Origin of the sequence: Bradyrhizobium sp. CCGUVB14, from assembly GCF_024199935.1 — a bacterium.
Lineage (GTDB): Bacteria > Pseudomonadota > Alphaproteobacteria > Rhizobiales > Xanthobacteraceae > Bradyrhizobium.
In genome coordinates this window covers 6,673,570-6,688,610 of record NZ_JANADS010000001.1, presented here as the reverse complement: position 1 = coordinate 6,688,610, position 15,041 = coordinate 6,673,570, and the positions used below count along the sequence as shown (strand labels likewise).

Below are 15,041 nucleotides of genomic sequence, written 5' to 3'. Positions count from 1 at the left end.
AGGACGCCCACATGCCATGACGCGTGCGTCATCATGCGCCGGCCGGCTGAACCTGCCCTGAATGGAATGGACTCAATTGACGACAGCGCATCAATTTCTAGCGAGCGGCAACGGTGGTTCCGTTGCCCCCAATTCCGCTATTGCCGAGCGGCCGGCAGGAGTGGGGCCAATAGTCCGCGCGTGACGCCTGGCGGCACGGCATCCAGGCCCAGCACCGCGCTCGCGGCCGGCAGTGTGGCGTCCGCCATCGCCGCGTGGCCTTCGGCGCTCGGATGCACGGCGCCGCCATAGACGGCCGACAGCACGCCCCAGGTCGCGTCGTGGATGTCGTTCGGCTGGCTCGCCGCCGGCAATCCTTGCGGATAGGTCATCGCGGCAAAATAGCTGTCATTGGCATCGCGGATCCAGCGCGCGCGCGGCAGATAGGCGCGATATTCCGAGGCGCCCCGGCCGCACAGCATCGGCTGGCTCGCCGCGCTGACGATGTCCGGATTGAAGCTCTGGCCGTTCTCGGCGAAGCAGGTGCGATCGAATTCGGGATCATTGCCGGAATGAGCGCAAAAGCCGTGATCTGCGAACGCAGCCTGGTGCGTGTCGACGAAGGTCATCCGGTCAGCCTCGGGATCGCGGCACAGCGCGCCCTGCGTGCAGGTTGCGAGCCCCTTCAGTTGCGGCAGGAACTCGGTGTCGACGAAGGTCGAGACGCGGGCGAGACGTTGGGGATCGGCATTGAAGGCGGGATGAACGTCGAAGCCGCCGCGGCCGCCGCGGCAGGGCACGCCGCCATCAGCGAGCGCCGGATTGGCGTAGGAGACGTAGACCACGTGCGAGAGGTCGCCGCCGAGCAGCGGCTTCAGCTCCTCGCGCAGCTTGACGAAATTCTTCGGCAGCTCGCGCTGGAGCGCATCGCGTGAATCGTCGACGCTCGCCATCACGCCGGAGCGGCGAAACAGCGCGCGTTCGGTCGCGGTATCGACGATGACGTCGGCGACGAGGCCGGAGAAGTAGACGTCGTTGGCGCCGATCGAGAGCAGCATCAGATCGAGATTGCGATCCGGCTGGCGTTTCTTGGCCGCGGTGACCGCCTCGCGCAACTCCGCGACCTGGGCATTGACGCTGGTGTTGCAGACGCCGGACTTGCCGGGCGGGCATTCGCGGGCACGCTGCGAGCCGAGCAGCCCGTCGCTGATGCTGGCGCCGGTGCAGGCGAGCGGCAGATAGGTGACGGCGATATGGGTGTAGCGCACCGCGAGCGCGAGCGCGGTGCGGGTCTGGTAGCTGTAGAGCGAGCGGTGGCAGGGCGAGTTGAGCCAGAGCGCGCTGTAGTGCTGCCAATTGGCAAGCGTATCCGGCGCCTCGCAGGCGCGACCGCCCTTGTAGCCGGCGCGGCTCGGCCGGTAATACTGTCCGCCGGCGGTGCCGAGATAGGAGCGGAAGCAAAAGCCCTCGTCCGAGAGCGCCAGCGGACGGTCCGGATTGCCCTCGCCGGAGGCAATGCTGTCGCCAAGGCCGGCGATGAAGATGTCGCGGACCTGGATCTCGGTCTGGATGCGCTGGCTCGGATCGGAGCCGGAGGAGACGTCGACGCTCGCAACCGTCTGCTTGCCATAGCGGACCCGCAGATTGACCGGTTCGGCGCAGTCGAAGGTCGAGGTCTGCGGTCCGTCGCCGTCGTCGAACGTCCACGCGCAGGTGGCGCCGACCGGCACCGCGCCGGTCAGGCGCACGGTGATGGGGTGGTCGATCGGGGTGATGTAGTTCTCTTTGACGTTGTCGCGCGTGCAGGGCTGGTTGACCCGGCCCTGGAGATCGATGCAGAGGCGGTTGACCATGTTGCGGGCCCAGCCGCGGCCCTCGCTCTGCAGCTCCAGCGACTGCTCGGCGGCGAGGATGCTGCGGTTACGCGCATTCTCGACATGCAGCAGGAAGTCGCGCTCCTCGCGGAACAGGCGGAAGCGGTTGCGGACCTCCCAATTGATCTGCATGGCGCCGGCATCCTGCGCGACGGCGCGCGGAAGCGGCAAAACGGTGAGGAGCCCGGCCAGCAGCAGGGCGCTCGAGAGCAAACGGCGTAGGGAAACAGGGATCATGGCCCGCGTCTTCAACGGCAAAGTTGAGGCGGAAATAAGAGAGCATTGCTCTCCGCCCCGCAACCTTTGTCTGAGGCTCTTACGGGCTCGGGCAGCCTTATCGCTTGCTGGCCTGGCGCACCAATCGCTCGCGCTCCATCGGCGTCACCTGCTTGGGCAGGTTGGCCTGCGCGCAGGCTTCCGCCAGCCGCCGCCGCTCCTGCCAGGGACGGACGACGTTCATCCAGAGCTCGCGGGTGCCCATAATGGAGATGGCGAGGCCGAACGGGATCACGAAATAGAGGATGCGGAACACGAGCAGGGTTGCCAGCAGTTGCTCGCGGCCGAATTCGGGCAGTGCCACCAGCATGGCGGCGTCGAACACGCCGATCGAGCCCGGGGCATGGCTGGCAAAGCCCAGCAGCGTCGCCAGGATGAACACCACGGCGAGCGACAGGAAGTCGATCGGCGGATTGGCCGGCATCAGCAGGTACATCGCCAGCGCGCAGAAGCCGAGATCGACCACACCGATCAGGATCTGGACCAGCGTCAGCGGCGCCGACGGCAGCACGACCTTCCAGCCCTTCTGGCCGAGCTCGCGGCGCTTGTCGCCCATGCACAGCCAGACCAGATAGGCGGCGATGGAGGCGAGGCCGCCGAGCGCGATCAGCCGATTGATCGACGACGGCAGCTGATCCATGTAGGAGGCCGCATCCGGGTGGATGGTCATGCCGATCGAGAGCACGAAGATGTTACCGAGCCAGAAGGTCAGGCCGGAGAGGAAACAGATCTTGGCGACGTCGATCGCATTCAGCCCGTAGTCCGAGTAAATCCGGAAACGGATCGCGCCGCCCGTGAACACGGTGGCGCCGATGTTGTGGCCGATCGAATAGGACGTGAAGCTCGACAGCGCTGCGATGCGGTAGGGCACGTGCTTCTTGCCGATCGTTCGCAGTGCAAAAAAGTCGTAGAATGTCAGCGTACAGAACGCGAAGAACACGCAGATCGCGGCCAGACCGATATGTCCGCGCGGAATATCGGTCAAAGCGGTCAGGATGACGCCGGTATCGATGCCCTTGAGGGTCCGCAGCAGCGTGGTGACCGCGAAGGCGATGATCATCACGCTTGCGGCAATACCGAGCCGTCGCCAGCCGATCCATTTCTTGAAGCCGCGTTTCAGCGCGGGCAGCAGTCCGTGCATTCATCCTCCCGGCGGGGGGCAAGACCGACCGGGCCAGACATTGGCCGGTCGGTTGCGATCACTGCCCGAAATGGGCGTCGATCGCTAGGCATGATGTAGCTCATTTAAGGCAAAAACAGCGACTTGTGCAGCCCTTGACAACGACTGGTTCTACGCCGGACCGGCTGTTTTTGTCATAAGTGGTTCACATGGCGCGCGCGTTAAGCATATGAGTCGAGGGAGCGACCCTGCATCGTGCACCCGCATGTTCAGATGGTTTCAAATCCTGCGGTCGCAAGCGTTGTTCCGAAGCAAACGATCCGGGCATTTTTTGGAACGACGCTGCTGCGGACCGGTTAGCGCCCCATCAGCAATCGAACACGGCAAAACACAGGCTTCTCGTGCGGGCCGGTGCTGCCATGTTCCCGAAACCTGCGAGGATCGGAACGATGGGACTGTTCACAAAAGACATCAAGACCATGAACGACCTGTTCGTGCATCAGCTACAGGATATCTATTACGCCGAGCAGCAGCTCACCAAGGCGCTGCCGAAAATGGCGGATAAGGCGACCGATCCGCAGCTGAAGCAGGGCTTTTTGACGCACCTCGAAGAAACCAGGCAGCACGTCACCCGGCTTGAGGAAGTGTTCAAGATGCATGGTGCCCAGGTGAAGGCGGTCGACTGCCCGGCGATCGACGGCATCATCGAGGAGGCCGACGAGACCGCCGGCGAGGTCGCGGACAAAGCGGTGCTCGACGCCGCGCTGATCAACGCGGCGCAGGCCGCTGAGCATTACGAGATCGTCCGTTACGGCAGCCTGATCGCCTGGGCCAAGCAGCTCGGCCGCAGCGACTGTGCAGCCGTGCTGGCCAAAACGCTCGAGGAAGAGAAGGCGACCGACAAGAAACTGACGACGCTTGCCGAGAGCAAGGTGAACCTGCGGGCGGCGAGCTAACGCCGGCCTAGTCGCAAAAGCGCCGCGCGGTCGTCCGCGCGGCGCTCGCGCATCCATCATTCGGTCATTGTCGAAACATGACGGCGGGCCGGGCGCGTATATGTCGCATGGGGCTGCAATCGAGGTGGCAGCATGCGAGCCAACACCGTCAAATATGAAACCTTCGGCGCGAAGGATGTCACGCGCACCGCTTCGCGCCTTGCGACCTCGCTGACGCTGGCGGCGATGAGCCTCGGCTACGGCGTGGTGCAGCTCGACGTCACCATCGTCAACACCGCGCTCGATGCGATGAGCAAAACGCTCGGCGGCGGCGTCGCCGAACTGCAATGGGTGGTGAGCGCATACACCATCGCCTTTGCCGCCTTCATCCTCACGGCCGGCGCACTCGGCGACCGGATCGGCGCCAAGCGCATCTTCATGGCGGGGTTCGCGATCTTCACCGCGGCTTCGCTCGCCTGCGCGCTGTCGCCCAACGCCGTCGTGCTGATCGGCGCGCGGCTGGTCCAGGGGCTGGCGGCGGCGATCCTGGTGCCGAATTCGCTGGCGTTGCTCAATCATGCCTATACGGACGACCGCGCGCGCGGCCGTGCCGTCGCGGTCTGGGCGGCGGGCGCAAGCCTGGCGCTGACCGCCAGTCCCTTCGTCGGCGGCGCGCTGATCACGCTGGTCGGCTGGCGCGCGATCTTCCTCGTCAATCTGCCGATCGGCCTCGCCGGTCTGTGGCTGAGCTGGCGCTATGCGGCAGAAACCACGCGGGCGCGTTCGCGCGAGATCGATCTGCCTGGCCAGTTCGCCGCGATCGGCGCGCTGGGGGCGCTCGCCGGCGCGATCATCGAGGGCGGCGGGCTAGGCTGGGAGCATCCGCTCGTGCTTTCGGCCTTCGCGGCGGCCGCCGTCTTCGCGACGCTGTTCGTCTGGCGCGAGAGCCGCACGGAGCAACCGATGCTTCCGCTGTCCTTGTTCGGTCATCGGCTGTTTACCCTGACCACGGTCGTCGGCCTGCTCGTCAATATCGCGATCTACGGCCTGATCTTCGTGCTCAGTCTCTACTTCCAGCGGATCAACGGCCTGTCGGCCTGGTGGACCGGGCTCGCCTTCGTACCGATGATGGGCGCGGTGTTGCCGGTCAATCTGCTGGCGCCGCGCCTTGCCGAGCGCATCGGCCCGTGCCCGACCATCGTTGTCGGCGCCTGTATCTCGGCGCTTGGCTGTCTTGGTCTGCTCTGGATCGAGCCGGAGACGAGCTACTGGGCGATCTTCGCGCAGATGATCGCGATCAGCGGCGGACTTGGCCTCCTGGTGCCGCCTCTCACCTCCACCTTGCTCGGCAGCGTCGAGAAGGCGCGCTCCGGCATCGCTGCGGGTGTGCTCAACGCGACGCGACAGACCGGCAGCGTCCTCGGCGTTGCACTGTTCGGTTCGCTGGTGGCCTCCGACAGCGCGTTCATGATCGGCCTTCACCAGTCGCTAATCATATCGGCGGCCGTGCTGCTGCTGGCGGCCGGCGTGATCGGCTTCGGCGCAAAGGCGGGCGGCGAACAAATGTGAGTAAGCGCACACATTCCCTGTTCACCATTCCGGTAACCGGCGCATAGCCGGTTACCGACTGTCCATTTCTGCCGGTTCTAGTGCCCGGTGGAATAGGGGCCGGCAATGTATCAAGTTCTGTTTTGTCTCACGGACCAGCATGATTTGCGCCTGGTCGCACTCGGCGGGGTGGTATGTCTGCTCGCCAGCGCGGCGGCAATCAGCCTGTTTCACCGCGCGCGTGCGGCGGGCGGGTCGGCGCGTCTGGTGTGGATCACGCTCGATGCCATGGTGGCCGGCTGCGGTATCTGGGCAACCCATTTCATCGCGATGCAGGCCTACGGGCCGGGCGCCGGTGGCGCCTACAACATTCCCGTGACGATCCTGTCGTTGCTCTTTGCGATCGCAGTCACCTTCATCGGTCTCAGCATCTCGGTTTCGTCCACGCATAGGGGGCTGGTCGCTGTCGGCGGCGCCGTCGTTGGCGCAGGCGTGGCCGCGATGCATTACACCGGCATGATGGCGTTCGAGATTCCCGCCCATGTCGGCTGGGCCACCGGAACCGTGACGATCTCGATCGTGCTCGGCATCCTGTTTGGATCGTTCGCCCTGCACGTCGCGGGACGAGGCGATAGCCTGTCCGACGCGATTGCCGCGACGATCCTGTTGACGGTTGCCATCGTCTCTCACCATTTCACCGCGATGGGCGCACTGGAATTGACGCCCGATCCGACGCTCGTGATCAGTGGTCTTTCGATCCCGCCGGCGTCGTTGTCCATCCTGACCGCCAGCGCGGCCGCTGCCATTCTCGTCATCGCGCTCGCGGCCGCCGTACTCGACCGTCGCGCCAAGGGCGAGATCGGACGCCAGCAGGTCGTGTTGGATACCGCTCTTGAAAACATGTCGCAGGGGCTGTGCATGTTCGATGCGGAGGGCAAGATCCAGCTGTTCAACGAGCGCTACGCCGCGATGCTCGGTCGCACCAACATTCCGCTCACCGGCCGGCTGCTCGTCGACGTGTTGCGGGAAGAGCAGGCCAAAGGCCAGTGGCAGGGCGATGCAAACGAATTCTTCGCGCGGCTCGTCGCCGACGCGCGGGAGGGCCGCACGACCAGCCAGGTCGTGACCCGGTTCGATCGCTCGATCCGTGTCGTCAATCAGCCGATGCAGGGCGGCGGCTGGGTCGCCACCTTCGAGGACATCACCGAATGGCTGGAGGCGCAGGCCAAGATCTCGCACATGGCGCGCCATGATGCGCTGACCAATCTGCCGAACCGCGTCCTGTTCCACGAGCAGCTCGAACAGGGGCTGCGTCGGGCGGGCGCGAACGACCAGCTCGCGGTGCTCTGCCTCGACCTCGACCATTTCAAGGACATCAACGACTCGCTCGGCCATCCCATTGGCGACGCGCTGTTGAAGGAAGTCGGACGCAGGCTCAAGGCCACCGTGGGCGAACACGACACCGTCGCCCGCCTCGGCGGCGACGAGTTCGCCGTGGTCCAGATCGGTCGCTCGGAAGAGGCTGCCGCGCGGGCGCTCGCCGGCCGTCTGGTCGAGGTGATCTCCGCGCCTTACGCGATCGACGACCATCAGATCGTGATCGGCGTCTCGATCGGCATCTCGCTGTCGCCACAGGACGGCAGCAATCCCGACGAGCTGCTGAAGAACGCCGATCTCGCTCTGTACCGCGCCAAGGCGGACGGCCGCGGCACCTATCGCTTCTTCGAGACCGGCATGGACGCGCGCGCGCAGGCGCGGCGCCTGCTGGAAATGGATATGCGGGCGGCGCTACAGCGCGATGAATTCCAGCCGTATTATCAGCCCATCCGCGACGTCGCCAGCGATCGCGTGGTGGCATTCGAAGCGCTGATGCGCTGGAACCATCCGCAGCGCGGCCTGATCTCGCCCCTCAACTTCATTCCCCTCGCCGAGGAAACTGGCCTGATCATCCAGCTCGGTGAGCTGGTGTTGCGCAGTGCCTGCGCAGATGCTGCGACCTGGCCGGATGACGTCGGCGTCGCCGTCAACCTCTCGCCGGTGCAGTTCAAGAATCCGAACCTGATTGCATCGGTGACCGAGGCGCTGGAGAAATCGGGGCTCGCGGCGAGCCGCCTCGAGCTCGAGATCACCGAATCCGTACTGCTCCAGAACAGCGAGGCGACGCTGACCACGCTGCACGATCTGCGCGCCATGGGCGTGCGTATCTCGCTCGACGATTTCGGCACCGGCTATTCCTCGCTGAGCTACTTGCGCAGCTTTCCGTTCGACAAGATCAAGATCGATCGTTCGTTCGTCTCCGAGCTCGCCACGCGCGAGGATTCGGTCGCGATCATCCGCGCCGTGACCGGTCTTGGCCGCAGCCTCGGCATCGTCACCACGGCGGAGGGCGTCGAGAATGATGCGCAGCTCGAGCTGCTCCGGCGCGAAGGCTGCACCCAGGCGCAGGGCTATCTGTTCAGCATGCCGCGGCCCGCTTCCGAGGTCGCGATGATGCTGGAACGGCCGCGGCTGCGCGCTTCGGCCTGAAAAGGCCTAGCCGCGGCGAAGCGCGAAATGCGCGCCGCAGAATGCCATCACGGCGCCGAGACACAGCGCCGCGAGGCCTGCGAGCACGCCGGAAATGGTCGGGATCGGGCTCGGCGCCGAGGCCGCCTGTCCGGCGCCGGCGAGCAGGAGCACGCCGACCGCGATCAGGAACTGACGCATCCGCTGCGGGATCTGGCCGGAGACGGCGCTTTGCATCAACGACGCCGTGAAATAACCGCCGGAGAATCCGACGGTCGCAATCAGCCACCAGGCGATCGCAGCTCCGGTCGGCATGAACTCATGCGTGTCCGAGCGCCAGAGACCGCCGAGGTCGAGCCCGTAGCGTGCACCCAACATGTGCACCGCGAGCGCGAGCAGCACGCCCGAGATCATGGCGGCCCCGAGAATCAGGTGGCGCGGGAAATAGGTCGTCTCAGCCATGCCCTGCTTGTAGGATGGGGGAGGGCGGTCGCGCAAGCGGATCGCGGACGGGATTGAGTGATGCAGGTTTCGGACGGGAAGGGGCGGTCGGTCACGAGCTACGCCTACAAGGCGTCGCTGATCGGCTCGGCACATCGCTTCGAGCTGACCGATGAGGGATTGTCCTGGCACATCGCCGGCCGCTCGGGCGTCTGGCGCTATGATGAGATCAGTGCAATCCGGCTGTCGTTCCGACCGGTTTCGATGCAGCAGCACCGCTTTCGCGCCGATGTCTGCCGTACCAGCGGCGGCCGCATCGCGATCCTGTCGACGAGCTGGCAGACCGCGGCGCTGATGGCGCCGCAGGACCGCGGGTTTCGCGATTTTCTCGTCGAGCTGCACGCGCGGATGGCGAACGCCGGTAGCCACGCCGCGCTGACCGCAGGCCTCGGCCGCAAGACCTATGCGGCGGTGCTGGCGTTCCTCGCGGTGCTGGCCGTGGCGATGGCCGGGCTGTTGATCCGCGCGCTGATGATCGGCGAAGTCGCCGGTCTCCTGTTCATCCTCGGCTTTGCCGCGCTGTTCGCCTGGCAAGTCGGCGGCTTCGTCCGGCGCAACCAGCCGCGCAGCTACAGTTTTGATCGGCTGCCGGCTGGCCTGCTGCCCTAGCGCTCGTAACCGGCCGCAATCAAAATTGACTTCGCAGCCGCGCGCCGGTCCCGCATCGTGCCGCGATGACAGTTGGGAATCGCAGTATGCGCCTGCCGACGGCGGACGAGATCGCCGAGATCAATCGCACCCATCTGATCGATACGCCGCTTCAGCCGGCCGACTTGCTGTTTCTGTTCGGCACCCGCGAGGACGTGGTGCTGCGCGCCGAAACCGCCGCGCGGCTCTGGCGCGAGGGCTCTTTCCGCTGGTCGATTGTCAGCGGCGGCGTAACGCCCGGCTCGGAGCAATCCGAGTGCATGATCATCAAGGCGGCCATGGTCGATGCGGGCATTCCGGGGGATCGGATTCTCGAGGAGCATCGCGCGATGAACACCGGCGAGAACGTGATCTTCTCGCTGCCGATCATCGATGCGGCGCTGGGACTGCACAATATCCGCAGCGTGATCTGCCTCGGCAACACCTGGACCGCGCGGCGCTATCCGATGACATTGCACCGGCATTGGCCCGAGGTGACGAAGCTGCTGCTCACCGTCGACAGTTTTGCGACGCCACGCACGCTCTGGCATACCGACGATGAATTTCGTCGTCGTGTCCTGCATGAATGGGACAAGATCGGGCCGTACAAGGCAAAGGGTTTTATTGCGGAATGGCCGGAGCGCTGACCGGCGAGGGGCTACTCCGTCGAGTCGAAATCCTCCTCCTTGGTGCCGAGCAGCGACACGATCGTGCGCAGGCCGGAATCGAGTTGCTCGAACGAGGGCGGGGCGAGCGCCAGCCGCACGGCGTTCGGGGCATGGCCATGCGCGACCGCGAAGGTCGAGGACGGCGTCAGCGCGATGCCGCGCCGGGCCGCCGCGGCAACGAATGTCTGCGAGCGCCAGTGCGGCGGCAGCGTCAGCCAGAGATGATAGGAACGCGCATCGGCGGCGATCTGGTAACCGGCGAGCAGTCGTGCCGCGGTCTGCTGGCGACGTGCGGCGTCGATGCGCTTGAGCCGTGTCAGCTCAGCGACGGTGCCGTCGGCCATCAATCGCTGACCGGATGCGAGCGCGTGGCCCGAGGCGATCCAGCCGCCGGTGCGGACTGCGCTCATCACGCTCTCGCGCAAGTGAGGCGGCGCGACGAGGATGCCGAGCGCAAGACCCGGCGCGACCTTCTTCGAGAGGCTGTCGAGCACGATGCAGCGGTCCGGCCCCAGCGCCGCCAGCGGCGTGTCGTCGGCGAGGAAACCGTAGACGGTGTCCTCGATGATGGTGAGGTCGAGCTTCTCGGCAACGCGCATGATGTCGGCGCGCCGTGTCGCGTTCATGGTGACGCCGAGCGGATTCTGGATGATGGGCTGGAGATACAGCGCCGACAGATGCGCTTCGCGATGCGCCTTCTGGATCGCGTCGGGCCGCGCGCCGAATTCGTCCATCGGGATCGGCACCAGCGTAATGCCGAGCCGCGCGGCGATGCTCTTGACGTAGGGGTAGGTGAGCGCCTCGACGCCGCAACGGCCGCCGGTCGGCACGAGCGCTGCGAGCGCGGCCGCGAGCGATTGCTTGCCGTTGGCGGTGAATAGAATCTGCTCGGCCTGCGGCGTGAAATCCTTGCGCGCGAGATAGGCGGCAGCCGCATTGCGTGCGCTCTTGGTGCCGGTGCTGGTCGACGAGCGCAGCACGGCTTCCAAAGCGTCGACGCGCTCGAGCCCGGCGAGGCTCTTGGCGATCATTGCCCATTGCTGCGGCAATAACGGATAATTGACCTCGAAATCGATGCGCGCATCACGCGGTTCGGTGACGGTCTCGACCTCGCGCCTGATGTCGCCGGAGATGAAGGTGCCGCGCCCGACTTCGCCGACCACGAGCCCGCGGCGCAGCAGCTCCGTATAAACACGGCTCGCGGTCGAGACCGCTATGCCACGGTCATAGGCAAAGTTGCGCTGCGGCGGCAGCCGGTCGCCGGGTCTTAACGTGCCTTTAGAGATATCTGCGGCAATGGCATCCGCAAGCTTCACGTACTCGAACTTGGACATTATTGCACCGAGAGCAATGTTTTCCTTGCTCCGAGCAATGTACTGGAGCATTTAAGTTCCATCAAGGTCCGCGATTGAGCCGAGGAAAGCGAGAGCAATCCGATGGCAAATGAGGTGCAGATGCTTAAGGCATTTGCGCCAACGGCATCCGCTTCGCCGCGCAGGACCAAAGGCCGGAGAAGAAACATGACCACGATCTCGCAAACTGCCGGGCGGAGTTTACGCCCATCCTCGTCGAGCGGATTTTTTGCCACGCTCGTCAACGCCGCCTATGCCCTGTTCGACCGCCTGGAGCGCCGCTCCGCCGTCAAGACGCTGAACGAGCTCGACGACCGCGCTTTGCGCGACATCGGGATCAACCGCAGCCAGATCGAAGACGCCGTCTACGGCCAGTTCAAGGCCGAGCTGACGCGGTATCTGTGAGTGCCTTCGCTCTCGCCCCGGACGCGCTGCAACGCCTTGGTGTTGCGGCGCAGAGCCGGGAGACGAGAGCGGAGTTTTAGCCCGCAACAGCCGCCGCATCGTCATTGCGAGCGCAGCGGATAATCCGGACCGTAATCAAGCCAGCGCGACCTGGCCCCACACGCCGCCATAGGCTCGATCGTCCTCGGACCGATCAGGCTTGCGGCGAGGCCGCGCCGGAGCGCTGCGCGTGCGCCGATGCCGGACATCGAGCCGCTGCAACTGCGCGGCGACATGGCCTGCGAGCATCGCGACGCGTGCCGCCGCCTGTTTGACGACGAACAAGATCGTCGTGACGCGGCTGAGCACCCCGATCAGGAACAGCACTGAGAAGATGTCGATATAGGCGAGGAAGTCGCCGATCAGCATCAGTTCCGGCGGAATCGGGATGCTGTGGTAGTAGGCGCCTATCAGGATGACGACGGGGATGAAGGCGATGACCTTCCGCACCGTCAGCCTGTCCAGCAGCGCGGCCAGTTGCACAGTGCATCGCCGATTGCGAGCGGGACCTCGTAGGTCCATCTCCGCCACCATTGCTTCACGACATTGCTCCGAGTTCAGTGCCTCACCACCAGCACCGAGCATTTCGCGTAGCGCACGACATGCCCGGCGTTGGAGCCGAGGAAATAGGTCCGCATCGCAGGCCGATGCGAGGTCATGACGATCAGGTCGGCCTTCATGTGCGCGGCTTCCTCCAGGATCTCGTGATAGATGCCACCCTGGCGCACCACGCTTGAGATGTGCGATGCCTCGATCCCGGATTCGCGGGCGACGATGGCGAGCGCCTCTTCCGAGGTCTGGCGCTGCTGTTCGTCGAAGTCGGCCGGGACGTATTCGGCGAGCATCACCGGCGTCATCGGCAGCACGTTGAGCAGCCGGACCGATCCGCTCCAGTTCTGCGACAGCGTCGTCGCGGTCGCGATCGCAGGCTTTGCGAGGTCGGTGTCGGCGAGGTCGATGGGCACGAGAATGGACTTGAACATCTGCGCCTCCCTAGTGACCAAGCTGCATCAACCGGTCGAGACGGCGCCCGCGCGTCTCATCCCAGTCGAAGCAACTTGGGGCTGACGAACAGCACCAGTTTGCCGCGGCGGTAGGCCACGTCCCCCCAATCCTTGACGTCAAAGTCGAGGACCGCAAGCCCCGCCGTGGGCAGATTGCCGGCAAGCGCCTTGGCGCCGGCCGGATCGCCGCTGCCCATCAGCATCAGGCCGGCCTCGTGCATGCCCGGATTATGCCCGACCAGCAGCAACTGCCTGGGATTGACCGGAATCGTTGCAGTGCGAATGGTTTCAAGGATCTGCGCGGGATCGGCACCGTAGAGTTCCGGCAGGATCTCGACCTGCGGTGCTGCGATGCGGTCCTTCATCGCCTGCCAGGCAATATCCCAGGTCTGCCGGGCACGGACGGCGTGCGACACCAGCACGAGTTCGGGCACGGGCGGGTGACCGGCGATCCAGTCGCCCATCTCGGCGGCGTCCCGCTGACCGCGGGCGTCGAGCCGGCGGTCCTGGTCGCGGCCGCTCGGCGCGTCGGTCTCGGTCTTGGCGTGACGCAGCAGCATCAAACGGCGCATGGCATTCTCGAATCGTTCCACGTCCAGAATAATCTACAGGCGCCGGTTGAGGACAAGGTGACAAGCGCCCGATTGGTCCTTTAAGAAGATTGCTCCGTTGACAAAACGACATGAGCGAGACTTTCACAAGCGTGTCCCAGGAAGAAGCCGGCTTTCGTGAACGTGCGCGGCTGTCGTTTGATCTCGACGCCGACATTTGCGTGATCGGGGCGGGGCTTGCCGGCCTCTCCATTGCGCTGGAGGCGGCCCGGCTCGGGGCCAGCGTCGCGGTGCTCGAGGGCCGCCATATCGGCTGGAACGCCTCCGGCAACCAGCTCGGCACCGTGACGCCGGGCTTCGCGCTGCCGCTCACGGATCTGATCGAGCGCATCGGCTTCGAGGACGCCAGCGAATTGTGGACGCTCTCGAAGGAGGGTGCCGAGTTCGTCCGCGCCAATGCCACTGAAGAGAACATGCCGGGCATCGGCCTCACCGACGGCGTTCTGGAAGTCTCCAACGTCGATGCCGGCGACCGGCTGATCAGCCGGCTCCAGATGCTGAACGAGGATTTCGACACCGAGGTCGAGGGCTGGCAGGTCGATCGCGTTCGCGAGGCGCTCAAGACCGATCGTTACTTCCACGGCATCTACTATCCCAAAGCATTCCAGGTCGACGGCCGCAAATATGTGCATGGCCTTGCCGTGCTGGCGCGGCGCGCCGGTGCCCGCATCTTTGAGGATACGCCGGTCGTCAGCATCGATCATTCCGGTATCCGCAAGCGCATCGTCACGCCGTCGGCGCGGCTGCGCGCCACGCACATCGTGCTCGCCGGCAACATTCATCTCGGCGCGCCCTTGCGGCGCCTGTCGGAGACGCTGCTACCGGTCTGGCGCTACGCCGGTATCACCGCGCCGCTCGGCGAGCGCGTGCACGAGATCATCGGCTTCAAGGGATCCGTGATGGATTCCGATGGCGTCGATCATTTCCGCATCGTCGATGGCGATCGCCTGATGTGGGAGAGCCCGGAGACGACCTGGGCGGCGCGGCCGCAGCGATTTGCCGGCGCCGTCAAGCGGCGGATCCGCACGATCTTTCCCCAGCTCGGCAATGTCGAGATCACCGACACCTTCGGCGGTGCCACCGGCCAGACCGTGCACGGCATGCCGCAGATCGGCCAGCTGCGCAAAGGCCTGTGGGTGGCGAGCGGGTTCGGCCGCCAGGGCATGAACACCTCCGCCATGGCCGGACAGTTGATCGCACGCAGCATCCTGTGGGGCGACGAGCGCTGGAAGCTGTTCTCACCGTTCGAGCTGGTCTGGGCCGGCGGCACCACCGGACGGGTCGCAGGCCAACTGGTCGGAGTTTGGGGCAGGGCAAGTTCCGCCGCCGCGGGGTCGCTCGCCCGCTATCGCGAACGGGCCCGGGTCAAGGACAGGGAACGCGAGGCGCGGCTGGCCGAGGCCAATCGGGCTGCCGGCACGGGTCCGCGCCGTCCGCCGCCCGGGGTTCGGCCGCGGCCGGCTCCGGCTCCGGCACCGCAGCCGCCAGCGACGGAGCAGGCGGAACCGGCCGCCCAGGAGCAGGGCGTCTCGCAATAAGTTGAGAAAAATCCCGCCTGGAAGTGTAACGTCCGCCGTTAGAACCCGTATCTCAGGGC

Annotated in this window: 14 protein-coding genes; 7 read left to right on the top strand and 7 right to left on the bottom strand. The window is 65.5% G+C overall.

The window, feature by feature from the left end:
* Window positions 1-137 precede the first annotated feature (137 nt).
* Window positions 138-2,090, bottom strand: coding sequence for a hypothetical protein (locus NLM32_RS31475; protein ID WP_254132617.1), 1,953 nt, complete (start codon window positions 2,088-2,090; stop codon window positions 138-140).
* Window positions 2,091-2,187: 97 nt separating this feature from the next.
* Window positions 2,188-3,270, bottom strand: coding sequence for a YbhN family protein (locus NLM32_RS31470; protein ID WP_254132616.1), 1,083 nt, complete (start codon window positions 3,268-3,270; stop codon window positions 2,188-2,190).
* A gap of 428 nt (window positions 3,271-3,698) precedes the next feature.
* Here NLM32_RS31470 and NLM32_RS31465 point away from each other — a divergent pair, with 428 nt between their 5' ends.
* The 3 genes from NLM32_RS31465 (at window position 3,699) to NLM32_RS31455 (ending at window position 8,258) form a co-directional block, all read left to right on the top strand.
* Window positions 3,699-4,205, top strand: a complete 507-nt coding sequence (locus tag NLM32_RS31465; protein WP_254132615.1) for a ferritin-like domain-containing protein — start codon at window positions 3,699-3,701, stop codon at window positions 4,203-4,205.
* A 132-nt stretch (window positions 4,206-4,337) separates the two neighbouring features.
* Window positions 4,338-5,753, top strand: coding sequence for an MFS transporter (locus NLM32_RS31460; RefSeq protein WP_254132614.1), 1,416 nt, complete (start codon window positions 4,338-4,340; stop codon window positions 5,751-5,753).
* Window positions 5,754-5,858: 105 nt separating this feature from the next.
* The gene (locus tag NLM32_RS31455; RefSeq protein WP_254132613.1) at window positions 5,859-8,258 is read left to right on the top strand and encodes an EAL domain-containing protein; all 2,400 of its coding nucleotides are present in this window, start codon (window positions 5,859-5,861) and stop codon (window positions 8,256-8,258) included.
* Window positions 8,259-8,264: 6 nt separating this feature from the next.
* Here the strand turns inward: NLM32_RS31455 and NLM32_RS31450 are convergent, their stop codons facing one another.
* Window positions 8,265-8,699: a hypothetical protein gene (locus NLM32_RS31450; RefSeq protein WP_254132612.1), complete on the bottom strand. Its 435-nt coding sequence runs from the start codon at window positions 8,697-8,699 to the stop codon at window positions 8,265-8,267.
* Window positions 8,700-8,759: 60 nt separating this feature from the next.
* Between NLM32_RS31450 and NLM32_RS31445 the strand changes: the two genes are divergently transcribed.
* Both NLM32_RS31445 and NLM32_RS31440 read left to right on the top strand, forming a co-directional pair.
* Window positions 8,760-9,347, top strand: a complete 588-nt coding sequence (locus NLM32_RS31445) for a hypothetical protein (RefSeq protein ID WP_254132611.1) — start codon at window positions 8,760-8,762, stop codon at window positions 9,345-9,347.
* A gap of 86 nt (window positions 9,348-9,433) precedes the next feature.
* On the top strand, window positions 9,434-10,012 hold the full coding sequence (locus tag NLM32_RS31440) for a YdcF family protein (RefSeq protein WP_254132610.1): 579 nt from the start codon (window positions 9,434-9,436) through the stop codon (window positions 10,010-10,012).
* A gap of 11 nt (window positions 10,013-10,023) precedes the next feature.
* Here NLM32_RS31440 and NLM32_RS31435 read toward each other — a convergent pair whose 3' ends face one another.
* The gene (locus NLM32_RS31435) at window positions 10,024-11,367 is read right to left on the bottom strand and encodes a PLP-dependent aminotransferase family protein (protein WP_254132609.1); all 1,344 of its coding nucleotides are present in this window, start codon (window positions 11,365-11,367) and stop codon (window positions 10,024-10,026) included.
* A 186-nt stretch (window positions 11,368-11,553) separates the two neighbouring features.
* Between NLM32_RS31435 and NLM32_RS31430 the strand changes: the two genes are divergently transcribed.
* Window positions 11,554-11,790 carry a DUF1127 domain-containing protein gene (locus NLM32_RS31430; RefSeq protein ID WP_128958298.1) on the top strand — a complete coding sequence of 79 codons (237 nt, stop codon included), beginning with the start codon at window positions 11,554-11,556 and terminating at the stop codon, window positions 11,788-11,790.
* A 135-nt stretch (window positions 11,791-11,925) separates the two neighbouring features.
* On the opposite strand, the gene NLM32_RS31425 is transcribed toward NLM32_RS31430, so the two are convergent.
* The 3 genes from NLM32_RS31425 to NLM32_RS31415 form a co-directional block, all read right to left on the bottom strand.
* Complete coding sequence (locus NLM32_RS31425) at window positions 11,926-12,312, bottom strand: hypothetical protein (RefSeq protein WP_254132608.1); 387 nt, start codon at window positions 12,310-12,312, stop codon at window positions 11,926-11,928.
* A 74-nt stretch (window positions 12,313-12,386) separates the two neighbouring features.
* The gene (locus NLM32_RS31420; protein ID WP_234679478.1) at window positions 12,387-12,812 is read right to left on the bottom strand and encodes a universal stress protein; all 426 of its coding nucleotides are present in this window, start codon (window positions 12,810-12,812) and stop codon (window positions 12,387-12,389) included.
* A 56-nt stretch (window positions 12,813-12,868) separates the two neighbouring features.
* On the bottom strand, window positions 12,869-13,405 hold the full coding sequence (locus NLM32_RS31415) for a histidine phosphatase family protein (protein WP_254132607.1): 537 nt from the start codon (window positions 13,403-13,405) through the stop codon (window positions 12,869-12,871).
* Window positions 13,406-13,515: 110 nt separating this feature from the next.
* On the opposite strand from NLM32_RS31415, the gene NLM32_RS31410 reads away from it, so the two are divergent.
* Window positions 13,516-14,982 carry an FAD-binding oxidoreductase gene (locus tag NLM32_RS31410; protein WP_254132606.1) on the top strand — a complete coding sequence of 489 codons (1,467 nt, stop codon included), beginning with the start codon at window positions 13,516-13,518 and terminating at the stop codon, window positions 14,980-14,982.
* The last annotated feature ends 59 nt before the right edge of the window (window positions 14,983-15,041 follow it).